Origin of the sequence: Pseudoalteromonas atlantica (assembly GCF_043641955.1) — a bacterium.
In the GTDB taxonomy this organism is placed as follows: domain Bacteria; phylum Pseudomonadota; class Gammaproteobacteria; order Enterobacterales; family Alteromonadaceae; genus Pseudoalteromonas; species Pseudoalteromonas atlantica_A.
This window is the reverse complement of record NZ_JBHZRV010000005.1, coordinates 139855-166796: the sequence shown is the minus strand read 5'-3', so window position 1 is coordinate 166796 and position 26942 is coordinate 139855. Positions and strand designations below refer to the sequence as shown.

Below are 26942 nucleotides of genomic sequence, written 5' to 3'. Positions count from 1 at the left end.
TATGCGCATCTAATAGAACAATATAAAATCTGGCATAACCGTCTATTTATAGACTTTGCTGTATATCTACACCTGTATCATTTTAAAAAGCACGGATTTAATTTGAATAATTTACGAAAACGCACAGCGCTATTTTTTGAAGGTAATGGGGCATACCGTAAGGCGGGGCATTACATTGATATATTTCTAATATCGCTAATTATGATTAATGTAATTGCAATTGTGCTTGAATCCGTTGCAAGTTTGGCTCAACAATATAAACATGAGTTTTTATTACTTGAGCTAGTCTCTGTTAGTATTTTTGCTATCGAGTATTTACTTCGCCTTTGGTCATGCGTCGAACGTGCCCAGTACAAAACTCTTGATTGTGGTAATTTCCAGCGTCGTTTAAAATATTTACTCTCTCCTTTAGCCTTAATTGATCTCGTAGCAATCCTCCCCTCTCTTTTAATGATGTTTATCACCTTTGATTTACGTTTTTTAAGAGTACTCAGGCTACTGCGTGTTTTTAAGCTTACTCGTTACTCTCGTGCAATGCAGCTACTCTTACAATCATTTCGTGATGAAAGCAGTTCGCTTTTAGCAGCATTTTTTATCATGTCAGTGGTGCTTATTTTAGCATCATGTGGAATATACCTGATAGAGCACGACATTCAGCCCGATAAGTTTGGTTCGATACCAGCAGCGATGTGGTGGGCAATGGCAACTTTAACAACTGTTGGCTACGGTGATGTTGTACCAGTGACTCCTCTGGGACGCTTTTTTGGTGGCATGATCACCTTAGTAAGCATGGGAATGGTCGCTATTCCAACGGGGTTACTCGCCTCCAGCTTTTCTGAGCAATTACGAAAACGTCGTTTACATTTTAGTGATGCTGTACACGAGAGTCTTCATGACGGTAAGCTCGACGATGAGCAAGTTGAATATTTAGAAACCCTACGCATTAAACTGGGGTTGAGTAAACAAGAGGCTAATAAAGTCATAAAAGAACAACTCAATGTACGAAATCAACACTTATATTGTCGTCATTGTGGTGCAAGACAAGATTAGCCTTGTTTAAATGATATACACAAAACAACATACTAATTTTGATTTGGAATCGAAACTAGCTGCAACTACACATACTAAGCTAGAGACTTATAAAAATTTTTATTATTTAGTAACACTACATCTATTAACCTAAATTCAGGTTCATAGATGTAGTGTTACAACTGTTCTAAAAAATAGTATAAATCAGATACCCGTCAAACGGCGTTTAATCTTCACTTAATAAAGACTGCCAATCTTTCTTTAATAAAGCTGTAACGTCATCACCAGGAATAGGCTTACTAAACAGATAGCCTTGGAACATATTACAGCCAAGTGCACGTAAAAAGTTTAACTGCTGCTTCGTCTCCACCCCTTCAGCAACACATTGTTTGCCTAAGCTTTTTGCTAATGCCATGGTGGATTCGATAATCGCCTCATCACCATTATCTATACCTATGTCTGCCACGAAACTACGGTCTATTTTTAACACATCAATGGGAAAGCGTTTTAAATAAGTGAGTGACGCATACCCAGTGCCAAAATCATCCATATATAAACGACATCCTATATCTTTTAATTTGAGCATGCTCTTTAACGCATCTTCTGAGTCATCCATTAATACTGACTCTGTTATTTCAAACACGACGGTATCAGGGTTAACACTCGCGCTTTTTAGGGCTGTGCTAATCTCATCAACAAGTCCTTTATACTCAAAGTCGAGTGCTGATAAATTGATCGAGACGTACAAATCAGGGTTAATCAACTGCCATTGTTTTAACTCAATAAGTGCCCGAGATAATGTTTGTAACATGATCTTCGTTATCAAACCTATGCTTTCAGCCACGAGTGCAAACTCTTGTGTTTCATACACATCATTATCTGGCCAGCGTAACAGCACCTCTAACCCTTCTACCTGCTGTTTGTTAGCATTTACGATAGGCTGATAATGATTGCAAAACTCGTGCTCTTTATAGGCTTTATTTAATTGCGATTCTAAATGTAATGCTCTTTGAACATGTACATTCATCTCCTGCTTATAAAATTGGTAACTTCCTTCCGCGCTTTTTTTCGCATGATAAAGTGCAACATCACTGGCTTTAAGTAAACTTTTACTGCAGTTCGCATCATCGGGATAGATAGCAACACCAATGCTTAAGCTCACATTTACGATTTGCTCATTAATTAATATGCCATCATTGACGCTATTCATAATCTTAGCACACAACAAAACCACTTCTTCAATATGCTCTATATCTTCTACTAAGAGCATAAACTCATCACCATTAAAGCGGGCAATACTGTCATTATTGCGCAATCTTGACTTAATACGTTGCGCCACTAATTTAATTATAGTGTCTGCTGCTTCATGGCCTAGAGAGTCATTAAAATGCTTAAAGCGCTTAATATTAACATTGAGTACGGCGACTTTTCGGTGATGTGATTGAGCTTGCTCAAGCGCATGCTCTACACGGTCATTAAAGAGTGTTTTGTTGGGTAATCCAGTAAGGCCGTCATAGTTAGCTAACAAGAACAATTCATTTTCTGCCAGCTTTTGGGCGTGTATGTCGGTTAAAATTACAACATAACTCTCAAGGCGATTATCATTGTCTGCAACAGCGCTTATTTTAATTAATACATGACGTAACTCGCCATTTGCTAACCTTACCGTATCCTGAGCACTGTAATGCTCTCCAACGTGCTGGTCTTTCATTATCCGTATATAGTTCATTCGCTCTGAACGGCTCATACCTAAATGTAAACTTCGGCTAGAGTTAAAATCTGTAGGAAAATCGAAGGCACTTTGTAATGCTTGATTCGTTGCTAATATGCGCAGGTTTTTATCTAAAATAAATACCCAATCACGGGTTTGCTCAAACGCAGCGCCAAATAAGCGCGCATGCTCTTCAAAAACAAGCTCTCTTGTCATATTGGTATAAGTACCAGCCACCTTCTCAGGAGTGCCACTTTGCCATGCCACTACTTTGCCAAAATCTTTATACCAGCGCCAGTTCCCAGCCTTATGACGAAGCCGATACGTGCAGTTGAAGTAACCTTTCTCAGTCGATAAAAACTCAAGCCACTCTAGCCTAAACTTTTGTTTATCTTGTGGGTGAATTTTAGCTAAATATTCATCTAAATTAACCGTATCAAACTCATAGCCCAGTTCGTTTTTCAATCTCGGTTGATAGATAATAGGGCTCGATGACTGCCAATCCCATACTCCAGAGTGACTCCCTTCAAGCGCTAATTTTAATCTAGCTTCACTTTCTTGGCTTTCTCTATGTGCTGCCATCAATATATGTTGAATACGATTTCTGCGCATAACCCAGCCCGCAATGACCGCAAATAAAGTAACGGCATATAAAGCCATAAACAGTGGCGATCGCCATAATGGGTATTTTACTTCAATATCTAATGTGGCGGGGCGAGTAAAATCACCTGTTAATGGATCTTTAGCCCAAATTTTTAGCTGGTAATTACCTGGGTTTAATTTTGGAAACAATACGCGGTTGTTGTTACGGGTATACGATTTTTGCCCATCTGAAAGTTGGTATTCATACACAATTCGCTCTTGATAATTGAACGCCATAGCAGAAAACGCGATTTCTAACCCTATGTCATCGTGCTCTAACGTAACCTTTTTAATAGGCTGCTTTAAATCAACAGATAATTCACGTGACATTATATCGATACTAGTCACATTAACACGATCAATTAAGCCATGTTTTGGACTGTTGTCGTCAGGAAAAAAATAAGTGATGCCTTTTAAAGTACCATATACAATTTGTCCTGTTTTTAACCGGGTAAATGCGCCACTATTAAACTCAGTAGAAACGACACCTTCAGAATCCGTAAACTGCTGAAAATGTTTATTTTCAGGGTTTAAACGCCAAATCCCTTTATGGCTGCTCATCCAAATCATACCTGATTCATCAAGCACCATATCGTACAATAAAGTACCCAATTGGTTTTTATCTAAATCAATGGTGTATAGAAGCTTGTATGTGCTGGCATCAAGACCTATCAAGCCAAAGTTTGAAAGCGAAATCCACAATACATTATTTTTATCAACAATATAGGACATGACATTAACAGCTACATTTTCATGCTGCTCAGGAACCGTGTATATTTTTGAAAGCGCATACGTTTGAGGGTCCACATGGTACAAAACTCCAGCATTATAAAACAAAGGAGAGTCGGGTTTAGTGGATAGTGGTGGTAAAAAGCCATACGCTAAAAATGGTTCAAAATTCTCAAATTCACCTTTTAAAGGTGTAATAACCTGACTTTCCACATTGTACATAAATACCCCATATTCTGGGTGTACATAAAACAGCTCACCATTGGGCATAAGTACAGTCCCATGCACCCAACCTTGAATCAAGTGTTGTTGGCTGGGGTCGTTTGTTTTGGCAGGTAAAATTTCATAACTATTGGGGTCAAAACTGAAGACCCCGCGATTAGTGTGTAACCATAATTTATCTTTGTGTGCTTTAATTTTGTAAACGCTAAATTCAGTTGTAAATAAATCAACCTGATAATCTTTTAAAAACACTTCACTTTGCATTGTCGTTAAATCTACGGCAGTTAAACCATTATGGGTGGCTAACCAAACGCGTTCACCATACTCAGCAATACCCCAAATGGATGGGTGCGACAACCCATCACCTTTAATTTTACTGGCGTCTAAATTTTCAAAGTTATAGTTATCAAATGGCAAGTAAAAGGCACCATCACTTTTGGTTGCTACCCACATAGAGCCGTTTTCATTTTTTACAATATCAATGATACTGGTGTCGGATAAGGCATAGTTACTTTGTTGAATACGGTTATTCTTTTCAAGTTCACCGGTTTTTGCATTATATTTAAATAGCCCTTTATCGGTGCCCAAGTCATACATGCCTTCGTGGCTAATAATTTTCCAAATATTAAGGTTTGGCAATAATGTTCTATTTTTAAACGGGGTGTCTGGGCGCTCAAACATGCTGGGTAAGTCACTAATATCTACTTCATATAAACCGCGAACAGCCCCCACTAATAGTTTATTATTCTCAGCTAAAGCAAATGACTTAACGTAATTTTGATAAATATGATCAGGCTCGGTACTTAGGTGCTCCAAAGAACGGTATTGGCCTGTACTAATTTTGTAAACATAGGCGCCATCACTTGTTGCGATGAAAATATAATCTTGGTAATGAAATAAATCACGAATGACACTACTGCGAGTTCGTTCTGGCAGTTCAAATATAGTTTCAATTTTACTTGTTGCTAAGTCTAATCGGGCAAAGTCCCAGCCACGGCCAATCCATAATGATTTATCATCGGTGGCAAGCATACTGAAAACTGATTGGCTTAAAAATTGCTCTTCACTGACAGGCTTTGATAAAAATTGTTGATAACTATCGGTCACTGGATCATAGCGAAATAATCCAGCTAATAAGGAAGCGATCCAAATATAGCCGTCAGGATCTTGATAAATACGGTCAATAATAACCTCATCCAGCTCACCATTAGGGCCTGCAATATTAATAACTTGGTAACCATCATATCGATTCAGTCCCCCTTCAGTTGCTAGCCAAAGGTAGCCGTTATTGTCTATCAGCATTTTGCTAACGTAGCTTTGAGATAACCCTTCGCTGGGCGATAAACGTTTTACTTTGGCGCCCGCATCAAAGGCCACTCCAACGCCAATAGCGAACACTGTAAAGAGACATACTTTTAACCAGTTACCCATTCACTAACTCACATATTATAAATCTTTATCTAGTCAGCACTGCAAAGGGACAATATTGCGCTGCTCATATGCCTTAAAAAGAACCCTTAATGGCGCGGGTAATGTTAACACAAAGTTAAAGCCAATTGACTGATAGAAATGAATTAAATTTTCATAAGCAAATGTATACACAACATCATGTTGCGAAGAGGTTGCCCGCTTTATTAAATCAGATGCTATACCTTGCTTACGCCAGTGTGGCGCAACCAATACGGTGGATAAAAATAAATAACCATCGCGATTTTGCATACGACAAGCTGCTATAATGTCAAAGCCATCATAAGCAACCCAAACCGCATCCTGTCGGTTTGCTCGTCCTCTTGCATTATGTTGAGCATAAAATTTATTTACCAGAGGGGTTTTTATCGTATTTAATTGCTCAAACCTTGGCATTGCTAGCTCTGCATTAGTGCTAAATATTGTTCGAACTTTTGTTTTAAAAATGCCTGTTCGGCATTCGGTCGACTGTTTATAGTTGAATAAACGTTCTCACGAGTCTTCTTACCTCTTTTAATTTGGTATGCCCAAAATGAGGCCTCATAATCGAGTTGAATTTGATATTTTTGATCACGCGGTAAAGAACACAAATTATATGCCATGACTTCCAACTACTTTAAAACCTATATTGGCCCTGAGTATATCAAACTATTATAAATTAGTAGAAAGAGTCGCTCTCAAACTTGCACTTACGTTAATTTAAACGTAGATTGATGGCGATTTTCCGCCCTATATTGGAAACATATTGTTAAAATTTTATACTATTACAATAATGGCGTGTTGCATGCTTTTTACTGCAGTAAGCTCAGCAACTGTTCGTTCATTACAATTTAATCGCCCAGCGGACACCCCTCAAGCACGTTATGTCATTGAGTTAATGTCTATCGCTTATGGTAATCTCGGTTATGAACTTAAGATAATCGACTTTAACCACCAAAGCGCTTTAACTGCTGCAAATAACGGAATTCTTGATGGGCAGCTAGGCCGAATTAGTACTATTTCTCAGCAATATAAAAACTTAAATTTAGTTAACTTCCCATTATTTGAGTTCAATTTGATCCTGTTAAAAAATTGCGATAAATGCAGCTTTGAGCAACTAAAAAACATTGCCATACAAGCGGGATACCCTGCCGCAAGAAGCTATTTAGTTAATAACCCCTTCATTGGCGAAGTAATCAGAGTAAAAAGTGTCACTGCACAACTTAATTTATTAGCTCAAAAAAAGGTTGAAGGTGTACTACTGTTGGATTTCCTTCTAAAAAGTAAACACCCTAGATTTGACTTATCAACATTTTCATCTGAAGTATTAATGCCTATTTATAGCTTTCACTTTTTACATAAACAACACAAAAATTTAATCCCGTTACTAGAACAGCAGTTAATATTACTTGAACAAGATGGTACGGTTAAAAAGTTAAGAAAAAAGCACCTAAGCCACTAAAAATCAAACCCCTTTTGCTCAGACTGTGGCGTTTTAGTGTCAGCACGTTGCTTTTGTAAATAACGCTTATAACGTTGCTGACATAGCTCTATCACTTTCTTTTTTTGTGTATTGGAAAATGAGTTCCAAGAAAAGCGCTCATCACGGCTGCGATAACACCCCTTACAATAACCCCTGTTATTGACCTCACATATTCCTTTGCAAGGGCTGGGAATTTCAAATATTTCAATTTGTTGCATTCGCAATACACTATTAATTCAATACTAAGTTTAGTATAGCTCGTTTTTCAACCAAAAAAAAAGCCGCTTAATTGCGACTTTTCTCTGGTTATTTAACCTGAGCTCTGGTTAAGAGATATACCCAAGCCACCTCAAGATGCAGAATTCAGCGTTTCACAGGGGCTTAATATCAAGGCGTTACTTTGCAAGAATGGCCATCCCTTTTAAGAAGGAACAACGATGAGAGTAAGTGCCTGTGAAACGCCCAACGGGTTGGTTTAAAAGCGATTTATACTGCGTTATTGATTTTAGCAATAGAACCACTATTACTTGCAATCAATGCCTTGCCTAAATCGCTTTTAATTCCAACTGAAACTTGCATCTTGAGGTATTTTGGGTATTTACTAATGTATTGATATTAAATCACAAATATATTTATTAGTCTCCAGCCGGAAACTTTTAGCGATAACAAGGCGAATTTACGCGTCAATAGCTGGCCTATTGCAAGTAAATTCAACGCAGTTAGCGTTGAAAGTAGCCGCTGGAGATAGATTTATTATCCAGAGTTCAGGTTATTTAGTTATTTGCAGAGCTCATCATTATTAATTTCAGTCTTTCGATGAAAAGGTTTTGCGTACATGGCTGTAACTAGCGCTCTTAGTTCTTCAGGAACACGCGCCAGCCGTTGTTCAAACGCTTGCGCATCTTGTTTATCTATCACGGCTTGTTTGCATCCACCAGCAATGTAATTACCAGGGTGTAAAAAGAATGAATCGACAATTTGTTTATCGATAGTTTTAGCTAATTGCTCTGGAGAATCACACTGTTGTGTTATAGGTTGCCCAAAAGCTAAATGTACATGTCCTTTTGCAGTACTAAACCCTTCTACAATACTGGCAATATCTTCTCCAGCAGATTTTACATATTTGCCATGATGCTGTTTGTGGTAGAGTTCTTTCGCTTTGGCGATTGCGCAAGGCTCATATTGGTAAGAAATGGATACAGGGACTATTTTTAGTTCGCGTATATAATCCGCAAACTCTTTCTTTTGCTTTCGCCCTTGTAACTGTAACATCTTTAATAAAGCTGGATCGGTTTGATCAAACCCATCTTTTGCACGTCCTTCTTTTTGAGCAATCCAAATGGAGTGACCTTCATTCAACGAGTCATAAATATAGGCTGACAGCTGAGAGAGTGCTTTAAGCATTTCTTTGGGTGCTTTTGCAGAGCGTTTAACTATAAAGCTTTTATTGAGTCGCATTAGCTCAGTAATATAAGGTATTTGTAATAAATTATCACCGATAGCAATGCGAACCGTTTTCATATTGTGGCTAAAAAGCCCCCAGTTCACTAACGCAGGATCGAGCACAATATCCCGATGGTTGGATATAAACAGATAGGATTGATTAGGATCAAGTTGATCTAAACCTGAAAAAGTCACTTTAGACGTTGTGCGCTTTACCAACATTTCCAAGTAATAAGCAACTTCTTGCTGAACTTGTTCTACAGAGCGCACATCTCCCCATTTTTTTTGCAATTGACGTTTAACTAAAAAGCGAGCAACAAATGGAATCGTAGATAAAAATCGCGGTAGATTGTATTTAGCTAACACATCTAAAAATGCATTATCATTAATTAAGCGCTCAACAGAAGCAGCTACTTCATCGTCATTATAAGGTCTTATATCGGCGTACTTGTCCACTAATTCACTCATTACTGCATCATATAAAATTAAAAAACTGCGCGTAAAAATACGCACAGTTTAAATCAGAACTGGATTATAACTCAGGCTAACGAAAATGCGAACCAACTCAATATGTCACACTAGGAGCTGCTGAATAATATGCACATAAAAGTACATTTATAACAAACAATTAAGTAATCCTCTTACCAGTTGTGGTGAGTCTGGATATCGTTGCTTTTACCACTAAACGTAACATTAACACCATTAATATCAGGCCACAAACTAGACTAAACCAATAAGGCAGAATTTCATGCTCATGTCCCAACATAGGGCTTACTACAAAACCATATTGCGCCACTAGGTAGTCAGTTAAGAAACCAAAAGCAATTGCAACACCCATTACACCGATTAAGTACGCAGCAACGGCTCGTTTGCCAAGTTCACTTGCTACTACCCCCAAGGTTGCCACATTTGTTGCAGGCCCCGCTAACATGAAGACCAAGACCGCACCAGGTGCAACACCACTAAGCAATAAACCTGCTGCTATTGGCGTAGAGGCTGTTGCACAAATATACATAGGGATACTAATTAAGATCACCACGGTCATGGCTAAAAGTCCGCTCCCCCACTGACTTAAAAACGACTCGGGAACAAATGTTTGTACTAAAGCCGCAAAAAACAATCCAATCATTAACCATGTCATCGTGTCTGACAGTAGTTTATTACAACTAAATTTAATAGCTTGCTGGATTTTCTGCCATTGTGTCGGCGCTGTAACTTGTTTACTTGCACAACAACTAGACTGTTTAGGCTTCGCTGAAGGCTGTGATGTTGATGAACAACAAGAGGTAGTTTCTGGCTTCGGCTTATCCTTGCTTGCACAGCAACTTGCTTGTGAATTTGGCTCTGCAGTGACGTTATCAACTGTATTGCTGTTGATTTTAGTTTCGCGCCCGACTAAAACCCCAGCAACAATAGCACTAGTAATAGCCGCTATAGGGCGGATAATTGCCATAAACGGGCCTAACAACACATACGATACAGATACTGAATCAACGCCAGTTTCAGGGGTTGACACTAAAAATGCAGTGGTCGCACTTTTTGACGCACCAGCTCGACGTAAACCAATAGCTGCAGGGATCACACCACATGAACACAGTGGCATAGGTGCACCAATAAGTGCAGCTTTTACCGTCGTCCAAAAGCCCTCTTTACCAAGGTGTTTATTTAAAAAATTAGCAGGTAAGTAAACATTTAACACACCAGCGATAAATAACCCCAACATGAGCCAAGGGGCTGACAAAAGAAATAGTTGCCAAAAGTTATTAATTAAGTCCATCTAAATCCTCCAAAGTCGATAAGATTGAGCAATTATCTGCAGGCTCTTGCCCTCCACAACATGTTTCAGCCAGTATCGTTAACGATTGATGAAACCGAGTAAGTTCATCAATCCGTGCAGCAACTAGATCACGCTTTTGAACCGTTAACTCTTTTACCTCATTACACGAATGTTGCTGTTTGTGAAACTTTATTTGTAATAACTCTTTTATTTCGGCCAAACTAAAGCCAACATTTTTAGCTCTTAATATAAACCTCATTTGCCTGAGATCCGAATGCGAATAGTCTCGATAGCCTGCACTGGTTCGCTTAGAAGGAATTAACAACTTATGTTTTTCATAGTACCTTAGCGTATCTGTACTTACACCAAGCTGACTTGCAAATTCGCCAATTTTCATCATTGTCTCCACAAATAATTAGTGGGCTGAGCTAGTATGATTACACTATAAACCTTAGAGTACACACTAAGGTCAAGCATTTAAATTGATTAAAAGGAAAATATATGAAAATAACATTACTTGACTCAGCCACACTGGCTGAAACTCCTCTAGCCCCTTTTGAATCACTTGGGAATTTCACTCATTATCCTTTAACAACACCCGATCAAGTTTTACAACACAGCGCTGGCGCAAATATATTAATCACCAATAAAGTAAAATTGAATCGTGAATCAATGCGCATGTTGCCTGACCTAAAATTAATTTGCGTAGCAGCAACAGGCACTAATAATATAGATCTCAATGCAGCAAAAGAGCTAGGGATCGCGGTGACAAATGTGGCTGGTTACTCTACCCCCTCAGTCATACAACATACATTTACACTCATTACCAACTTACTAGGACAAACACATCGCTATGCTGCAGACTGTAAACAAGGACTGTGGCAAAAAAGCCAAATGTTTTGCCGGCTTGATTACAGCATTAATGAAATTGCAGGTAAAACACTGGCAATCATTGGTCATGGTGCGCTAGGTGAAGGTGTTGCAAACGTTGCCAGAGCATTTGGTGCCAATGTTATTGTGAGCGAACGCAAAAATAGTTCACCACGCGAAGGAAGGGTTGAGTTTTACCAAGCAATCAAAACCGCTGACATTATCAGTATTCATTGCCCTTTGAATGATGACACTCTCAACCTAATCGGCACTGAAGAGCTCATGATGATGAAACCTAACGCACTCTTAATAAATACAGCACGAGGCGGGATTGTAAATGAAGCACAGCTTTGCGAGGCACTTGAAAACAATGTAATAGCAGGAGCAGGTTTTGATGTATTAACTAATGAGCCTGCACAATCAACTAACCCGTTGGCAAATTACAACAAAGATAACCTTATTCTTACCCCGCACATCGCTTGGGCAAGTAAGGAGTCAATTATTCGCTTAGTGAATGAAATCTGTTTAAACATTAACGCATATCGAGAAAATGAACATAGAAACAGGCTAGTGTAATTAACCAAACTTTAGCTGTTTATACCAAAGCGAATAGTGTGAATACTCACTTATTATTTCTTAAAATTACAATCAGTTGATTTTAAAGGAAATTAAAAATTGGCCAACTATTTGCTTTAACTAACCAAATTAAAGAAAAACGTAGTTAAATTCAGGATTTTAAAAATGAAAAAGTTAATGTTAATTGCCGCTTTGAGCGCTCCATTTCTTACAGGTTGTGTTATCGCTGTGTCAGACGGCGAAGCCGAAACCCATTGGGCAGGTGATTCGTCGAGCAGCTGGGAAAAACACCATAAAAATAATCGTGAAACCATCGCTAACTTAGCACTCGATAGCAGCTACCAAATGGTGCTAAACCGCCTTAAAACTCCAAATTTCACTGAGCTATTAAAAAAAGATGACGACGTTTACCAAGTGTTATTCTATGCCACACACAGTATTCATTCTGATGGAAAAATGACTAAAGATGAATGCACACCCTTGGTATTTAAAAATGACAAGCTAATCGGGGTAGGCGATACACTATATAAATCATTAAGTAATAACTAGTTTCACCCTCGTTTAACGGACAAAGCTGCGGGCGATGATTTTATCTCTCCCGCAATTTTTTGCTTCATACAAACCAGAATCGGCTTCTTCAAGAAGTTGCTTTTCAATGTTTTCTACCAGTAAGGTCTCGGCTTGAGGATTTTCAATCTGTGTTGTTGCAACCCCTAGACTTATAGTGACGTGATCAGCGTTAAGCGACTCATTGTGAGCAATGTTAAGCAACTTAATAGCATCACGAAGTTTATTGGCAAATGCTAAAGCTTGCTCTTTATTTACACCCGGCAAAACAGCGGCAAACTCTTCTCCACCGTAGCGTGCAACAAATTCCCCACCCCGCTGGCACTGATTAGCTAATGTTTGCGCCACTTTTTTAAGGCATTCATCACCAGCCCTATGGCCATAATGGTCATTATAACGTTTGAAGTGATCTATATCGGCTATAATAACTGACAACGGTGTATGGTTTCTGACACTGCGGCGCCACTCACTGCTAAGTGTTTCGTCTAAAAATCGCCTATTTGGGATCTCCGTTAAGCCATCAATAGCAACCAGCATTTCTAACAAATCGTTTTTTTGTTTAATCAACAATTGGTTCTTAACTCTGGCTTTTACTACTACGGTACTAAAAGGTTTTGTTATGTAGTCCATCGCACCTAACTCAAACCCTTTTGCTTCATCATCATGGCTGGTATTGGCAGAAATAAAAATAACAGGGATAGCTTGCGTGGCTTGATCTTCTTTTAACCGAACCAACACTTCATAGCCATTTAAACCCGGCATGACAATATCAAGTACAATCAAATCAACAGTATTGGATTTTAAAAAGGTAAGCGCCTTTTCACCATTTTCTTCAGAAAATACGTCGTATTCATTGGCCAGCGTTCTTTCTAATATTAACCGATTAAGCGGAGCATCATCGACGATGAGTATTTTCGCTTTTTTCAACATGTTATATATTCCTTACTTGAATAAACGCATAGACCTGTTGTAGCTCTATTATAAGCTCATTATAAAGATTATAGTCAACTTCTGACGTTTTCCTTAGTGCGGCCTCTAACCGCTGTGCTAAATCAGATAAACGTACAAACCCTAAATTCCCAGTAACACCTTTAATATTATGTACAACCTTTCCTATATCTGCAGGTGGTCTATCCCTATTTAAATTTGCTAAGTGACTTTCACATAAATCAGCTAATTTATTCAACATCACTTGTAACAACTCCCTATCGCCAGCAAATTGAGATAAAGCAAAGGACAAGTCAAAAAATGCTGGCTTGCTCACCTCTACTGCACTAATAGCCTGTAAAAGCGAATTGGCAACTATGGGTTTGGTCAAATGCTTATTCATACCAGCCGCAATTGATCGCGCTTCATCTTCCGCTTCACAATGAGCGGTTAACGCAAAAATAGGCAACTGCTGTGAGGAATAGTTTTGTCGTAAAATCTGTGTCGCTTGTAAACCATCTAGCTCAGGCATTTGTACATCCATTAGGATCAGATCAGGTTTTACTTTTTCTACGAGCTCAATCCCCTCTTGAGCACTAGTGGCAAATAATACGTTAATGCCTGCCTGAGAAAGTATATTGTTGATTATATCGAGATTAAGCGGATTGTCATCGACAGCAAGAATAAGTAAACCATTAAGCTCAACTTGCGAGGCATGCTCGACTGATGTGCTTTTAGTTAAAACATGTTGAGAGGCTAATCGCTGGATGAAGGCTGAACGCTTAATACTGATAACACAAATTGACTCATCCTCTAAGGTAGCTATTTGCTGATTGTTTTTTATTGAGTAAATAGGTGTTTTAGATGCTTTTAATTGCATTTTAATAGATTCAATTGCTAATAAATGCGCTAAATCATAGTCATTAATAATGATGTATTCGCAATCGGTTAATTCACTGTCCGTCTTCACTTGAGTTAACGTTTTGCACTTAATATCTGATGATAATAGTTTACAGGCTTGATTAAACTCATTGCTTTTTTCAACATCCGTTATGACTAAACCGTTACACCAATCTATTTGACTTGCTTGGTTATTTTCAAGGCTATTAAAAGTAACGTTAAAAGAGAATTCACTGCCATTGTTCTTACTACTATTAACCACTATCTGAGCTCCCATAAGGGCAAGTTCATGTTTAACGATAGCAAGTCCCAAACCTACACCTTGATGCTGGCGGGTTAACGACTCATCTCCCTGTGTGAACGCATCAAACAAACGCTTTTGATCCGCATCATCAATTCCAACGCCGGTATCTATCACTTTAAAGGCGAGAGTCTGTAAGCCTCCTTGCTCGTCAACTTTTTCTATTTTTAATGTAATCGACCCATGATGCGTAAACTTAGCAGCATTCGTTATTAAGTTACCAAGTACATGCTGTAAAAGAATATAATCACCCACTAACTGGGCAGCAATTGCAGGGTCGACCTCTATGTAAATGTCTATCGGCGTATTTTGGCATAAACCTAACAGCAGGCTTTCGCAGCTATCAACTAATTCAACGAAGTTAAATGGCTTTAGTTGCAGCTGTGCTTGATTACTTTCCACTCGGGCAAAATCCAACATGCGATTGAGCATAACCAGTAAGTTCTGTGCTGCGTCTTTAGCCTGATTAGCATGCTGCACCTGTTGTACTGATAAGCCTTGCTGCATCACCATATCAATTAAGCCCGTAACAGCATTTAACGGCGTGCGTATTTCATGGCTCAAATTTGCAATAAATCGACTTTTCGCTTGAGTCGCTCGCTCTGCATCCTGCTTAGCTTGTGTCAGTGCGCTAATATCTTGAATATGAATAGTGTAATAGTAAGGTGCCAACTGCGCATCCCACACTAACGATATACTTAACTGCCACCACCTCTGCTTTGCTTCTTGTTCAAGAGTAAGGTGATAAACCTTCTGTTTTTCAGTCAGCAAGCGCGCTAGGGTTGTGTTTATTTGTTGCCACTGAGACTTAGGAAAGAGCGTGCTAAAAAGCAGCTTAGATTCATTTTTATCAATATCAAATAGCTTTCTAGCAGCCCTATTTAACTGAAGAATAGTGTGTTCTAAAGAAAGTAATATCACACCGTTAGCGGCGTACTCAATAGCACTTCTAAATTTTGACTCAGAGCTTTTTAAGGCGTTAAGCGCGTACTCTTGCGCAGTAATATCTCTGCCAATTGCCATCGAGCCTAACAATTGATTTTGCTCATTATAAAAAGGCGATATGGTCAGTTGGTAAACATGACTATCGTTTTCAATACGCTGCTCTGCACGACTTTTATTCTTAAGGACCTCTTGCTCTAATTCGCTTATTTTTCCACTGTCATCACTAATATCACATAGCTGCAGGCCAACCAACTGCCCTTGTTCAACACCGATATATTTTTCATACGCTCGGTTACAACCCAAAAATGAGCCATCAATGTTCTTAAAATAAATTAGATCTGGAACACTGTTTAACATAGTGTTCAATAAAGCGAGATGGCGCTCTTTGGCTTCATAGCTTCTTGCAAGTTCGCGCGTTTTTATTTTTACTTGTGAATCCAACTCGGCATTTGCTTGCTGCAATGAATCTACCAACTGCGCATTCTTATTAAATATTTTTTTTATTCTGCTGAACCAAGGCTGCCAATTTTTCGGTATTTGATAATGTGACGGCTCAGAGCTTTGCGTTTCATTATGCTCAAGGTACGCCATTAAGTGGGTAATAGGTTTAACAAATATACGTTGGCTTAACCAAAAAACAGCACTGAACATAGACACTAAAAATACACTAAGAAAAACAAATTCAATCAACACTTCATATCGAATAGCCGCTGTTAGTTGATCATTTGATTCATAGAAAGCTAAGGTGACTGGTTGCTTATTTGCTTGCTGAAAAAGAAGTAATTGACTGTCATTATCTTGCTCTTGAAAAGCGCTACCGGTCAATAAAACCTGAGACCAGTAATGCTCAAGAAGTTGTGTTGATTGTATTGTCTTTGTAGAACTGGCAATAACGTGACGTGACTCTGTTAGAAAAATATATTCCCCTCTATTAGAAGAAATTTTATTTAACCAAGCAGATACCGCCTGCAAATCATAAATTAAAATAACATAATCATTGCTGTTCGAACTTCGCCGCTGCCCCAAAGCAAAGTATGCTTTATCATCGAGCTGAATAATTTTGCTGGATGCCAGCATATTATCTCTAAATTGAGGTCTAAATTGGTTATCCAGTATCTGAGTAAGGAAAAAACTCCCATTATCATTACGCCGTTTTACATAAGCAAAGCCTTGCTCATTAACATATGCGATCGCCGATAACGATTGAATGAGCGATAAAGTAGTACTAAATGCAGGCCCAAGTGCAGTAACTTGTTGCCACTGAGCTATAGCTCGCGGACTCGATGAAAAGCGCCCTTGCCCTACAATTTCTCCGCCTTGTGCGGGTATTTTGCGGTAGTAGTAGTCATTAAACTGGTTTACATCATTTAGCCATTGACGATCAAACCGATAAAAAAGTGGCTGCTCGTATTGTGCTAATAAGGTGGTCACTAAATTTGCGGCGGCGTCCATTCTATACGCCAGTTGAGCAGATAAATTACTAAACTCCGCTTGGCGTTGAGTGATTGCTCGGTCAAATTTAATATTATAAAGGTGCAGGCATAGAAGGAAAGCAACAAGTAAAGGTACAACCAAAGCAACGGCAAGTGAGCGGTAATAATGTTTTAAGGGTAAAAATTCCAACCTAAAATCCGTTGTATGGCCCAATAATCTTTTCTAGACTATCGAGCCAAGCACTCGGACGCAAGTTATAAATTCTCTTCTGCAAATGATGCAAGACGACTGCGGACCACGCCATTTAAGTTAACCGTTGCACTGCCTTCAAAATCTTTAAAACGCTCTACAATATAGGTTAAACCTGATGTTACAGGCGTTAAGTAATTACTGTCTATTTGCGCAAGGTTACCTGAGCAAATAAGTTTAGTACCTTCACCGCAACGGGTAATAATAGTTTTAAGCTGCGATGCTGTTAAGTTTTGGCTTTCATCGAGAATCACCACTGCATTTTGAATGCTCCGCCCGCGCATGAAATTGACCGATTTAAACTGCATGTTGGCTTTTTCCATGATGTAGTTACGGCTTGATACGGGGTTTTCATCGCCTTTATGTAGCACCTCTAGAGTATCTGTTATTGCAGCAAGCCAAGGCGCCATTTTTTCTTCTTCTGTGCCTGGTAAAAAGCCTATAGATTCTGCTATCTCCGGCGTATTACGAGTCACAATGACCTTATCGTAAATACCTTTTTCAATAATCATTTCAAGGGCACTGGCAAGTGCAAGTAAAGTTTTACCGCACCCCGCAGGGCCCGTTAATATAACGAGTTCAATACTGGGGTCCAGCAATGCATCCAACGCCATGCCTTGATAAATATTTTTAGGCTTAACCCCCCATGCTGATTGATGCATTAAACGCTCAACGCCCATGTCTTTGAGCATGATGTTGTCATCGTCATAAGATTTAACACGCGCAGCAAAATGACCACTATCATCCAACAAGTATTCATTGCAAAATACGTCAGGTATTAAACTTTTAGCTACTTTATGAAACGTATCTCGGCCATGCTGCTGTGTTTCACACTCACCCACATGTTGCCAAAAGTCACCTTCAACTTTTTTATAGCCGGTGCTTAATAATTCAATATCATCAATAAGCTGATCAGTTCGGTAATCTTCAACAAATTTAAGCCCCGCGCCTTTTGCTTTTAAACGCATGTTTATATCTTTTGTCACAAGTACAACTTTGGCATCGCTGTGTTGCTTTTGTAGATGAACAGCACAATTGATTATACGGTGGTCGTTTTCGTTGCCGGGTAACCCTGAGATTGAATCCGCAAAAAGGTGATCATTAACAATAATTAAGGTACCCGTGGAAGACACCTTAGCTTTTTTGTTTGTTGGCAATGCAACCCCTTTTAGCATTTGCTCTGGTGTTGCATCTCTTAGCACATCATCTAGTCCGCGAATCGCAACACGCGCATCACGACTAACATCATGCTTGCGGTCTTTGATGTGATCTAATTCCTCCAACACCGTCATAGGAATAACAACATCATGCTCTTGAAAAGATAAATAGGCGAGAGGTTCGTGAAGTAGTACGTTGGTATCTAGCACATACATTTTACTATCAAGGTTCGAAGCTTTTTCCATAGCACTTTCCTTACGTTTTATGATTTTTATGCTATACCCAACTAATCAGGTTTAACGGGCTAGCTATTCGCCCTGTAAAACTTAATTGCTAAGGTATATTCTAAGTTTAGCTTAGATGTCATAAAAGTCTGTTTTATGACAAACCTTTTTTTGTTTTGAATTAGTCTGCTCAGTCACCACTGAAACAAGAATAATTCACAGTTATAAAATTAATTAAAAGTGAGCTAGTTAGCGCCTTGCAGTGGTGTTAGGTAACAGGTAACATAGCCGCCTTTTTCTTCATAGACGAGACATACATGAATTTTTCCTTAGGTCAGCGTTGGATCAGTGATACAGAGTCAGATTTAGGATTAGGCACAGTCGTTGCCCTTGAAGGCCGTCAGGTCAGCATATTATTTCCCGCCAGTGGCGAAAACCGCGTTTATTCGATGACAGAAGCGCCGGTGACTCGCGTGGCATTTAATCCTGGCGATGTGATCAAAAGCGTTGAAGAATGGGAACTTGAAGTCGAATCTATTGAAGTTCAAGGTGAACTACTGTGTTATCACGGCACCCGTGTTGATAACGGTGAGCAAGCACAACTAAAAGAAACCTTTCTTGATCACTTTATCAAGTTTAATAAGCCACAAGACCGCCTTTTTGCAGGTCAAGTAGACCGTTTTGATCGTTACACATTACGTTATCAAACGTGGCAACATCAGTTTGAACGCCAGCAATCACCAATTAAGGGTTTAATAGGTCAACGTGCAAGCCTGATCCCTCATCAGTTATACATAGCCCAAGAAGTGGGTAAACGTTTTGCCCCTCGCGTATTACTTTCTGATGAAGTAGGCCTGGGTAAAACCATTGAAGCAGGTATGATATTACACCAGCAAATTATCAGTGGCCGCGCTAGCCGTGTTCTTATTGTGGTGCCTGAAAACCTGCAGCATCAATGGCTTGTTGAAATGCTACGCCGCTTTAATTTACATTTTTCTATTTTTGATGAAGAACGTTGTGATGAAGCCTTTGCTGACTCACCAAATGTATTTGAAACTGAGCAGTTAGTACTTACTAGCCTTGAATTTATCACCAAGAAAAAGCGTTGGTTCGAACAAGCCACTTTGGCCGATTGGGATCTACTGATTGTTGATGAAGCTCACCATTTAAGTATCAACAATGGTAAACCTAGCACTGAATATCAACGCATGGCTGAACTAAGCCAAGATATTCCGGGGCTTATTTTATTAACCGCAACACCAGATCAACTGGGTCATCGTAGCCACTTCGCTCGCTTACAATTACTCGACCCAGATCGTTTTTATGATTACGATGCATTTGTTGAAGAAGAAAGTAATTATAAGCATGTTGCAGAAGCAGCAAACCAGTTATTGCAACATCAAGCACTTGACGACAGCTCCAAAGCAACCCTTATTGAATTGCTAAAAGAAACCGACATCACCTCGGTATTAGCACAAGCACAAAGTGGTGATGACGCAGCCCGCAAAGAAATTTTATCTATGCTGCTTGACCGTCATGGCACAGGCCGTATTTTATTTAGAAATAGCCGTAGCGGTATTGATGGCTACCCAAGCCGTAAGTTACACGCCTATTCAATGACAATGCCTAAGCAGTATAAAACGGCAATCTCAGTATTGGGTAATATGAGCGGTATTCAAAGCGCTGAATTAAGTGCACAACGTGCTTTATTCCCTGAGAAAATATTCCAAGAGTTTGAAGGTGAAAGTGCCAGCTGGGGCGCATTTGACCCGCGTGTAGATTGGTTAATCGACACACTTAAAACACTTAAGCACGAAAAAGTATTACTGATTTGTGCAAAAGCAGAAACCGCAATTAGCCTTGAACAAATCCTGCGCGAGCGTGAAGCGATCAAAGCCTCTGTATTCCACGAAGGTATGTCGATTATAGAACGGGACCGCGCAGCTGCATTCTTTGCCGATGAGTACGATAATGCGCAAATCCTACTTTGCTCTGAAATTGGCTCAGAAGGACGTAACTTCCAGTTTGCTCATCACTTAGTGTTATTTGACTTACCACTTAACCCTGATTTATTAGAGCAACGTATCGGTCGTTTAGACCGTATTGGTCAAACGCAAGATGTGAACATTCATGTGCCATACTTTGAAAACACAGCACAAGAAGTACTGCTGCGTTGGTACAATGAAGGCCTAGACGCATTTGAAACAACGTCAACCACTGGGCAATTGCTGTATAAAGAATTTAGCGAAGACTTGCTTGAATTTATTGCCGCGCATAACTGTGATGAAGACGAGTTAGACCCACTTCTTGAGCAAGTTGCCAGCCAAAATACGAAGTTGCGTAAGCAAATGGAAAGCGGTCGTGACCGTTTACTAGAGCTACATTCATCAGGTCAAGGCGCAGCTGATTCATTAGTCACTGATATTGAAAAGCTCGATAATCAGTTTGAATTACCAAGCTACATGATCAACGTATTCGATACATTCGGCGTAAGCCAAGAAGATAAAGGCGAAAACACCATTATTTTAAAGCCAACGGAGCACATGCTAAACCCATCGTTCCCAAGCTTAAAAGATGATGGCATCACCGTTACTTTTGACCGCGACACCGCACTTTCACAAGAAGACGTGCACTTTATCAGCTGGGATCATCCAATGGTTCAGGGTACGCTTGATATGATTTGCGATGATGACTTTGGTACTGCCTCTGTCGCACTGTTGAAAAACAAAAAGCTACCTGCTGGTACTTTCTTTGTTGAGCTTATTTTTGTTGGTGAAGCCATGGCACCTAAATCCCTACAGATTGGCCGTTTCTTACCTCCGACTCCGATCCGCATATTGCTTGATAAAGCGAGCAACAACCTAGGTGATAATGTCGGTTTTGATGGCTTTAATCAGCAACTTTCAGCGGTGGGTCGTCAAACGGCCAGTAAACTTGCGGGTGCACTGCAAAGCGCGATTCACCCAATGATTAAGTCAGCACAAGAGATGGCGCAAGCTAAATTGGAAGTTATTCGCACCGAAGCTCTTGAGCAAATGCAACAATCATTAGCACTAGAGCAAGCGCGTTTAGCAGCCCTGAAGCAAATTAACCCGAATATTCGTGAAGAAGAGCTAACTTTTTACGATAAGCAACGCAGTGAATTAACCACGCATATTGAAAAAGCCCAGTTAAAGCTCGATGCGATTCGCTTGATTGTGGTATCACACTAGGGGTGTAGCCGTTAGTTAGATATTATTAAACCATTTCAAAAAGCGCGGTATAAACACCGCGCTTTTTATATTTAATTCTACAGTTTGGCTCACATTACATACTTATCTTGTAGGTATTTGCTACCTCAAGTTATAGATTTACAACCATTCATCAGTATCTTGGCCGCCTAATATTGCCATTATTTCAACATCAGTTTCTGTCATTTTGTAATAAATGCTGCCTGAGCCGCAAACAGCGCGCCGATAGCCTGTACGTATATGGTCAACTGATTGGTAGGAATAAGGATTTGCAGCTAGTTTTTCAAACATAGCGAAGAAACTGTAAAAGTAAGTATCTGCTTGTTGCTGTGAAAACTCTTAGCAACCGTATTGATAAATACGACGTAAGTCTTCTTTCGCATCATTTGAGAGCTTAAATGTTCGCATTACTTAGTCTTTGATTTGAATTCTGCCAACATTTCATCGGCGGACTGAGCGCTAAAGCCACTTTGTTCTGACTTAGCAAGCTTACTATTTATCGCCTCAGCCCTTCTTGCACGGCGTATTAAATCATTTACCAGTTCACTTTTATTTGCGTAGTCACCGATATTTTCTACATGATTACGTAGCCATAAATCATTTTTTTCAGTAAGAGAAATACTTTGTCTTGCCATAATAAACTCCTGCAACTTTGATCTGATGTAACTTTACACCAGTTCAAAAAGCATGCAATTAAACTTTTACCTTTTTCCTTGAGCCTAATGACTCACTCAACTAAAATAACGCACTTAAAAATCACTAAGGTCTGCCGTGCTAATTAATTACAATCCCCCGCTCGATCCGTATTTGACTATTTTATATCAAGATGACGATTTACTGATTGTAAATAAGCCCAGTGAATTATTAACTGTTCCCGGGAAAGATCCTAAACATGCCGATTGTTTAATTGCACGCGTGAACCGTGTATTCCCAACCGCTAAAATTGTCCACCGTTTAGACATGGCAACTTCTGGGATACTCTGCTTAGCTATGAATAAAGCCGCGCACCGCCATCTGAGTATGCAGTTTCAGGAACGTCAAACCGCAAAACGTTATATTGCACGCGTTTTTGGTAAATTAGCGCAAACAACAGGCTCTGTTGATTTACCGCTTATTTGTGATTGGCCTAATCGCCCAAAACAAATGGTTGATCATGAAAACGGCAAACCTTCTTTAACGCATTATCAGGTGCTTGACTACGAGCAACATGCGACCCGTGTAGAGCTAACACCTATTACGGGGCGATCCCATCAGCTAAGAGTGCATATGTTGTCACTGGGCCACCCTATTTTAGGTGATCGCCTTTATGCTCACCCTGATGCATTAGCAGCAGCTTCACGCTTACAACTACATGCGCAAATGTTACAGCTCACTCACCCTATTACTGAGCAGCTAATGACTTTTGAAGCGCAACCTTACTTTTAGACGACATAAATCCGTTAAACTTTTGCGCCTTATTGCCGATATATATTTATTAGTTTTAATAGGCCATGATGATATATGTGTTCAGCAACTTCTCTTTTGCAGCTTCTACATGCAGGTTTAATTACTTGCACAATAAGTATTTGCATAGTAAGTCAATCTATCAATGCAGCTGAACACATTGCCCCCACTTCTTGGTCGAGTATTGTTAGTAGCGACTTATCGCGATTAATGCCCAAAAGCGAAATAAGGTCATTAAAAGTAGGTGAGACTGAATTTGTCAGTTTACATCGTGAATACATGAGTGCCGCGCAACGTGCGGTGGTTTTAATTATTCCTGATTGGCAAAACCTGCCCACCAACAACGCGGGTATTAATTTTTTACGTACCCATCTAAATGACTTAGGTTATACAACACTAGCAATGACAGTGCCTGATATTGATTGGCAAGCAAGTAAAAAAGATTCCCAAACTGAAAGCTCTGAAACTGACACAACAGCAGCAGATAGCCAACAAAACACAGATACGAATGAAGAAAACTCCACCTCAGAGCAAGCCGCTACGAACGCAGACGATATGGTAAAACATGTTGATGTGATTGAGTATGTCAGTAATGATGTAATTGATGACTACAAAGAAAACTTAATTGCTCGTTTTGAAGTGCTCTATCAAACAGCACTTAATGATGGGGACAAAATCGTACTGGTTGCTCAAGGAGCCAGTGCTGGAGTGCTTTTAGAGCACTATGCCAGCTTCCCTAATGATGATTTAGAAGCATTTATTAGCTTGAGTAGCTACTTACCAAACAATGAGCGTAACCAACAGTTAAATACCCTTGTATCAACTATAAGCCCACCTTTATTAGATGTTTTTTACAGCAATGATAACCCTGACTTATTGATGAGCATTACTGACAGAAAACGCTGGGTTAAGCGCCACAGCAAGTATGACTATCGTCAGAGGGAGTTATTCGGCCTTCGTTCAGCACCTGAGCAACATGCGCGTTTAACTAAGGAAATTGACGGCTTTTTACGCCGCCTTTTTTAAAAACTCATATGCAGATTGAATATCCTGGCTTTTTTTAACTGCTAGCTCCATCATATGTTTAGGTAAACCTTGCGATACTAGTTTATCAGGGTGATGCTGAGCCATCAGTTTTCTGTATGCCACTTTTATATCGCGTGCACTAGCTTCATTGTTAAGCCCTAATAATGCTAAAGCTTGAGTACGACTCATACCATTATTGTTAGGCGGCACATGGTGGCCTGAACCTTCACGGTAACTGCTGCTATGGCCTTGCTGGCGTTGTTGCTGTTGATTAAAGCGCTGTTGTTGCTGGCGAAAATTAAATTCAGCTTGATAGCGTTTTAGTACGAACGAAAAATGAGTCTTTGAAATACCTAATTGCTTACTCACTAATTGTAGCAGCTCTTTTTCTTGAGTCGCTAACACGCCATCAGAAAAGGCCATCTGAATCTGGATCTCTAAAAATAACTGGATTAAATCATGGCGCCGAGCAAACCGTTCTTTAAAGTCATATACTGTTTCTTTTAATGAAAAGTCAGCGTCTTTACCTGCTTTGAATGCATCTTGCGCTTCTTTTCGATTTTCACCGGTTAAGCCCATTTCATCCATAAATAGACTGGCGGCGCGGATATGCGTTTCACTGACTCGTCCATTTGATTTTGCTATGTGACCCATAACAGCAAAACAGCTAGTAAAAAATAACGCTTGGCGCTGATCAATATCATCATCACCATTAAACAAGCTTGAAAAGCCACCTGCTTTATCAAAGTTTTGCTTTAAGCTTTTATCAAACATATGGCCTAAATACAGACCAATAAACAACCCAATAATGCGCCCAAACATAAAGCCAAAACAGGCACCTAAGATTTTACCCCACATGCGATACTCCTTTTAGCATTTCATTTAATTGTGATAGTCGCTCAGGTGTACCAATATCATTCCACATGCCTATATAAAGCTCTGTTGATACATCAGCCGAAGCTAAGCGCTCGCGTAATAGAGGCCCCAGCGGTAATACACCATCTGGTATGCCTTGGAAAAAAGACGCTTTAAACCGACTAATACCAGAAAACGTATACTTTTGGCTTTGTGGCCCAAGGTGGCGCAACGTAAAGTCACCATTTGGATTATGCTCTGGGTTTTCAACAAGCACGATATGGCCTTCACCATCATCTAAATGTAGTGCCTTTAATGCACTCACATCATAATCGGTAAATACATCACCATTAATTACAATAAAGTCATCACCTAAAAGTGATAACGCACGAATTATCCCACCAGCCGTTTCAAGGCCTTGTTCGGGCTCTTGGCTATAATGAATTTGAACGCCAAACGCTTGACCATCTGCAAAGTATTCTTTGATCTTATTACCTTGCCATGCAAGGTTAATAACTATTTCTGTAATACCCGCAGCTTTTAAGCGTTCAATATGGTGTTCAATTAATGGTTTATCCATTATTTTTAACATAGGTTTTGGCATTGCTGCGGTCAATGGCATCATTCGTTGTCCACGACCTGCGGCTAATATTAGTGCTTTCATATTAATCACCTAGATGTTCGCTTATAGCATTTGTCATAGCCGGTATGACATCAGACTCAACCCACTGACCTAATTCACTTAGCTCGTTATATTTTTTAGCTATTTCTACAACATAACTTAGGGTAGGTAAAATATTTTTTATGTATCCTGACTTACCATCTCGCAGATTAAGACGACAAAATATTCCCGCTGCTTTAAGGTGGCGCTGAATGCCCGTTAAATCAAACCAACGAGTGAACTGAGCATAATCACTTGTACTGATTAACCCTTGTTTAGAAAACTCAGTAAAAGCGTAGTTGAGTAAACTGTTTAACTCATCATCTGGTAACTTAAAGTAGCAGTCACGCAATAATGACACTAGGTCATAACATACAGGTCCCGTGACTGCATCCTGATAATCAATAATTGCCCATTGGTTATCACTGCGCATAATATTTCTGCTATGGAAATCACGATGCACCGTTACTTTGGGCTGCATTAAAAAATTATCAACGAGCACAGCGCAGCTGTTTTGCCATAATGTTTTTACTTGAGCATTGAGTGGCTGTTGTAAAACACCTTCAACTAACCACTCGATAAATATATTCAGTTCAAATTGAATAAATTCAGCATCATAGTCTTTCATGTGTTCAGTTGCAGGCACTTTTGCCCATTCTGAGCTCAAAGTAATCAATTGCTGGTAATACGCTTTTCGTTCAGTATCTTGCAGTAAATCGGCTAGATGTATATTACCCAAATCATTTAAGATAAAAAAACCTTGCTGTTCATCTGAATTTTTTATTTTGGGAAGTATAAAACCATGCTTTGCAAACAGGTGATTTAGCTCAACATACGGTGTGTTGTTAACCACTTGAGGATCCGAGTCCATTACGATGTAGTTTTTAGTACCAAAACTTACACGATAGTAACGGCGAAAACTCGCATCCCCTGTAATCAACGAAAGCTGGTATGGTTCATTATTGAAGTGCTGGTTTAAAAATTGTTGTAAACATTTATAACGGTTCATTGGGTACGATATCTATTTTTCACTAAGTCAAATACTGTATTTGCCATTAATTTCCTTTATTATGTCAGTCCTATATTCAAAGACA

The 26942-nt window shown here is 39.4% G+C and carries 22 protein-coding genes; 7 read left to right on the top strand and 15 right to left on the bottom strand.

Translation table 11 applies throughout. From position 1 onward, the window contains the following. The first annotated feature begins 102 nt into the window (after nucleotides 1-102). Nucleotides 103-1050, top strand: coding sequence for an ion transporter (locus ACHUE3_RS12070; protein ID WP_394192660.1), 948 nt, complete (start codon nucleotides 103-105; stop codon nucleotides 1048-1050). Between the two features lie 205 nt (nucleotides 1051-1255). Here ACHUE3_RS12070 and ACHUE3_RS12065 read toward each other — a convergent pair whose 3' ends face one another. Genes ACHUE3_RS12065 through ACHUE3_RS12055 form a run of 3 tightly spaced genes read right to left on the bottom strand, consistent with a single transcriptional unit; the run spans nucleotide 1256 to nucleotide 6402 of the window. Next, complete coding sequence (locus ACHUE3_RS12065) at nucleotides 1256-5764, bottom strand: EAL domain-containing protein (protein ID WP_394192659.1); 4509 nt, start codon at nucleotides 5762-5764, stop codon at nucleotides 1256-1258. Nucleotides 5765-5797: 33 nt separating this feature from the next. Further along, complete coding sequence (locus ACHUE3_RS12060; RefSeq protein WP_394192658.1) at nucleotides 5798-6196, bottom strand: GNAT family N-acetyltransferase; 399 nt, start codon at nucleotides 6194-6196, stop codon at nucleotides 5798-5800. 2 nt (nucleotides 6197-6198) lie between these two features. Next, nucleotides 6199-6402: a DUF3283 family protein gene (locus ACHUE3_RS12055; RefSeq protein ID WP_394192657.1), complete on the bottom strand. Its 204-nt coding sequence runs from the start codon at nucleotides 6400-6402 to the stop codon at nucleotides 6199-6201. 182 nt (nucleotides 6403-6584) lie between these two features. On the opposite strand from ACHUE3_RS12055, the gene ACHUE3_RS12050 reads away from it, so the two are divergent. Further along, nucleotides 6585-7241: a hypothetical protein gene (locus ACHUE3_RS12050; protein ID WP_394192656.1), complete on the top strand. Its 657-nt coding sequence runs from the start codon at nucleotides 6585-6587 to the stop codon at nucleotides 7239-7241. Here ACHUE3_RS12050 and ACHUE3_RS12045 read toward each other — a convergent pair. From ACHUE3_RS12045 to zntR, 4 genes are all read right to left on the bottom strand, one after another. Further along, entirely contained in the window at nucleotides 7238-7480 is a 243-nt protein-coding gene (locus ACHUE3_RS12045; RefSeq protein WP_394192655.1) for a DUF1289 domain-containing protein, read from the bottom strand. The two genes, ACHUE3_RS12050 and ACHUE3_RS12045, sit on opposite strands and share 4 nt — an antisense overlap. A 559-nt stretch (nucleotides 7481-8039) precedes the next feature. Beyond that, nucleotides 8040-9173 (bottom strand): 1-acyl-sn-glycerol-3-phosphate acyltransferase, encoded by a 1134-nt coding sequence (locus ACHUE3_RS12040; RefSeq protein ID WP_394192654.1) that lies wholly within the window; start codon nucleotides 9171-9173, stop codon nucleotides 8040-8042. Between the two features lie 160 nt (nucleotides 9174-9333). After that, a complete protein-coding gene (locus ACHUE3_RS12035; protein ID WP_394192653.1) occupies nucleotides 9334-10482 on the bottom strand; it encodes an SO_0444 family Cu/Zn efflux transporter in 1149 nt (382 codons plus the stop codon). Then, entirely contained in the window at nucleotides 10469-10879 is a 411-nt protein-coding gene (gene zntR, locus ACHUE3_RS12030; protein ID WP_394192773.1) for a Zn(2+)-responsive transcriptional regulator, read from the bottom strand. The genes ACHUE3_RS12035 and zntR overlap by 14 nt, the downstream gene beginning before the upstream one ends. Nucleotides 10880-10983: 104 nt before the next feature. Between zntR and ACHUE3_RS12025 the strand changes: the two genes are divergently transcribed. Both ACHUE3_RS12025 and ACHUE3_RS12020 read left to right on the top strand, forming a co-directional pair. Beyond that, nucleotides 10984-11928, top strand: coding sequence for a D-2-hydroxyacid dehydrogenase (locus ACHUE3_RS12025; RefSeq protein ID WP_394192652.1), 945 nt, complete (start codon nucleotides 10984-10986; stop codon nucleotides 11926-11928). A gap of 165 nt (nucleotides 11929-12093) precedes the next feature. Next, nucleotides 12094-12477: a DUF3192 domain-containing protein gene (locus ACHUE3_RS12020; RefSeq protein WP_394192651.1), complete on the top strand. Its 384-nt coding sequence runs from the start codon at nucleotides 12094-12096 to the stop codon at nucleotides 12475-12477. 12 nt (nucleotides 12478-12489) lie between these two features. On the opposite strand, the gene ACHUE3_RS12015 is transcribed toward ACHUE3_RS12020, so the two are convergent. The 3 genes from ACHUE3_RS12015 to ACHUE3_RS12005 all read right to left on the bottom strand — a co-directional run bounded on the left by ACHUE3_RS12015 (nucleotide 12490) and on the right by ACHUE3_RS12005 (nucleotide 18654). Next, a complete protein-coding gene (locus ACHUE3_RS12015; RefSeq protein WP_394192650.1) occupies nucleotides 12490-13425 on the bottom strand; it encodes a diguanylate cyclase in 936 nt (311 codons plus the stop codon). Between the two features lies 1 nt (nucleotide 13426). Next, nucleotides 13427-17191 carry a PAS domain-containing hybrid sensor histidine kinase/response regulator gene (locus ACHUE3_RS12010; RefSeq protein ID WP_394192649.1) on the bottom strand — a complete coding sequence of 1255 codons (3765 nt, stop codon included), beginning with the start codon at nucleotides 17189-17191 and terminating at the stop codon, nucleotides 13427-13429. A gap of 65 nt (nucleotides 17192-17256) precedes the next feature. After that, nucleotides 17257-18654 carry a PhoH family protein gene (locus ACHUE3_RS12005; RefSeq protein ID WP_394192648.1) on the bottom strand — a complete coding sequence of 466 codons (1398 nt, stop codon included), beginning with the start codon at nucleotides 18652-18654 and terminating at the stop codon, nucleotides 17257-17259. A 296-nt stretch (nucleotides 18655-18950) separates the two neighbouring features. Between ACHUE3_RS12005 and rapA the strand changes: the two genes are divergently transcribed. Further along, complete coding sequence (gene rapA / locus ACHUE3_RS12000) at nucleotides 18951-21845, top strand: RNA polymerase-associated protein RapA (RefSeq protein WP_394192647.1); 2895 nt, start codon at nucleotides 18951-18953, stop codon at nucleotides 21843-21845. 138 nt (nucleotides 21846-21983) lie between these two features. Here the strand turns inward: rapA and ACHUE3_RS11995 are convergent, their stop codons facing one another. Further along, nucleotides 21984-22154 (bottom strand): type II toxin-antitoxin system RelE/ParE family toxin, encoded by a 171-nt coding sequence (locus ACHUE3_RS11995; RefSeq protein WP_394192646.1) that lies wholly within the window; start codon nucleotides 22152-22154, stop codon nucleotides 21984-21986. 116 nt (nucleotides 22155-22270) lie between these two features. Next, nucleotides 22271-22498, bottom strand: a complete 228-nt coding sequence (locus ACHUE3_RS11990; RefSeq protein ID WP_394192645.1) for a ribbon-helix-helix domain-containing protein — start codon at nucleotides 22496-22498, stop codon at nucleotides 22271-22273. A gap of 136 nt (nucleotides 22499-22634) precedes the next feature. Between ACHUE3_RS11990 and rluA the strand changes: the two genes are divergently transcribed. Both rluA and ACHUE3_RS11980 read left to right on the top strand, forming a co-directional pair. Beyond that, on the top strand, nucleotides 22635-23288 hold the full coding sequence (gene rluA, locus ACHUE3_RS11985; RefSeq protein WP_394192644.1) for a bifunctional tRNA pseudouridine(32) synthase/23S rRNA pseudouridine(746) synthase RluA: 654 nt from the start codon (nucleotides 22635-22637) through the stop codon (nucleotides 23286-23288). A gap of 75 nt (nucleotides 23289-23363) precedes the next feature. Then, on the top strand, nucleotides 23364-24332 hold the full coding sequence (locus tag ACHUE3_RS11980; protein WP_394192643.1) for a DUF3530 family protein: 969 nt from the start codon (nucleotides 23364-23366) through the stop codon (nucleotides 24330-24332). Here ACHUE3_RS11980 and djlA read toward each other — a convergent pair. From djlA to ACHUE3_RS11965, 3 genes are read right to left on the bottom strand one after another with little or no spacing between them, the layout of a single operon-like run. Further along, a complete protein-coding gene (djlA, locus tag ACHUE3_RS11975; protein ID WP_394192642.1) occupies nucleotides 24315-25190 on the bottom strand; it encodes a co-chaperone DjlA in 876 nt (291 codons plus the stop codon). The genes ACHUE3_RS11980 and djlA overlap by 18 nt on opposite strands. Further along, on the bottom strand, nucleotides 25180-25851 hold the full coding sequence (murU, locus tag ACHUE3_RS11970; protein WP_394192641.1) for an N-acetylmuramate alpha-1-phosphate uridylyltransferase MurU: 672 nt from the start codon (nucleotides 25849-25851) through the stop codon (nucleotides 25180-25182). Before murU ends, djlA begins: the two co-directional genes overlap by 11 nt. Before the next feature lies 1 nt (nucleotide 25852). Continuing rightward, the gene (locus ACHUE3_RS11965; protein WP_394192640.1) at nucleotides 25853-26857 is read right to left on the bottom strand and encodes an aminoglycoside phosphotransferase family protein; all 1005 of its coding nucleotides are present in this window, start codon (nucleotides 26855-26857) and stop codon (nucleotides 25853-25855) included. Between the last annotated feature and the right edge of the window lie 85 nt (nucleotides 26858-26942).

Coding starts and splice junctions, on each gene's coding strand:
- ACHUE3_RS12060 (WP_394192658.1), bottom strand. CDS start 6,196: ATGCCAAGGTTTGAGCAATTAAATACGATAAAAACCCCTCTGGTAAAT.
- ACHUE3_RS11995 (WP_394192646.1), bottom strand. CDS start 22,154: ATGTTTGAAAAACTAGCTGCAAATCCTTATTCCTACCAATCAGTTGAC.
- zntR (WP_394192773.1), bottom strand. CDS start 10,879: ATGAAAATTGGCGAATTTGCAAGTCAGCTTGGTGTAAGTACAGATACG.
- ACHUE3_RS12040 (WP_394192654.1), bottom strand. CDS start 9,173: ATGAGTGAATTAGTGGACAAGTACGCCGATATAAGACCTTATAATGAC.
- djlA (WP_394192642.1), bottom strand. CDS start 25,190: ATGTGGGGTAAAATCTTAGGTGCCTGTTTTGGCTTTATGTTTGGGCGC.
- rapA (WP_394192647.1), top strand. CDS start 18,951: ATGAATTTTTCCTTAGGTCAGCGTTGGATCAGTGATACAGAGTCAGAT.
- murU (WP_394192641.1), bottom strand. CDS start 25,851: ATGAAAGCACTAATATTAGCCGCAGGTCGTGGACAACGAATGATGCCA.
- ACHUE3_RS12025 (WP_394192652.1), top strand. CDS start 10,984: ATGAAAATAACATTACTTGACTCAGCCACACTGGCTGAAACTCCTCTA.
- ACHUE3_RS12065 (WP_394192659.1), bottom strand. CDS start 5,764: ATGGGTAACTGGTTAAAAGTATGTCTCTTTACAGTGTTCGCTATTGGC.
- ACHUE3_RS12020 (WP_394192651.1), top strand. CDS start 12,094: ATGAAAAAGTTAATGTTAATTGCCGCTTTGAGCGCTCCATTTCTTACA.
- ACHUE3_RS11980 (WP_394192643.1), top strand. CDS start 23,364: ATGTGTTCAGCAACTTCTCTTTTGCAGCTTCTACATGCAGGTTTAATT.
- ACHUE3_RS12050 (WP_394192656.1), top strand. CDS start 6,585: ATGCTTTTTACTGCAGTAAGCTCAGCAACTGTTCGTTCATTACAATTT.
- ACHUE3_RS11990 (WP_394192645.1), bottom strand. CDS start 22,498: ATGGCAAGACAAAGTATTTCTCTTACTGAAAAAAATGATTTATGGCTA.
- ACHUE3_RS12045 (WP_394192655.1), bottom strand. CDS start 7,480: ATGCAACAAATTGAAATATTTGAAATTCCCAGCCCTTGCAAAGGAATA.
- ACHUE3_RS11965 (WP_394192640.1), bottom strand. CDS start 26,857: ATGAACCGTTATAAATGTTTACAACAATTTTTAAACCAGCACTTCAAT.
- ACHUE3_RS12055 (WP_394192657.1), bottom strand. CDS start 6,402: ATGGCATATAATTTGTGTTCTTTACCGCGTGATCAAAAATATCAAATT.
- ACHUE3_RS12015 (WP_394192650.1), bottom strand. CDS start 13,425: ATGTTGAAAAAAGCGAAAATACTCATCGTCGATGATGCTCCGCTTAAT.
- ACHUE3_RS12005 (WP_394192648.1), bottom strand. CDS start 18,654: ATGGAAAAAGCTTCGAACCTTGATAGTAAAATGTATGTGCTAGATACC.
- ACHUE3_RS12035 (WP_394192653.1), bottom strand. CDS start 10,482: ATGGACTTAATTAATAACTTTTGGCAACTATTTCTTTTGTCAGCCCCT.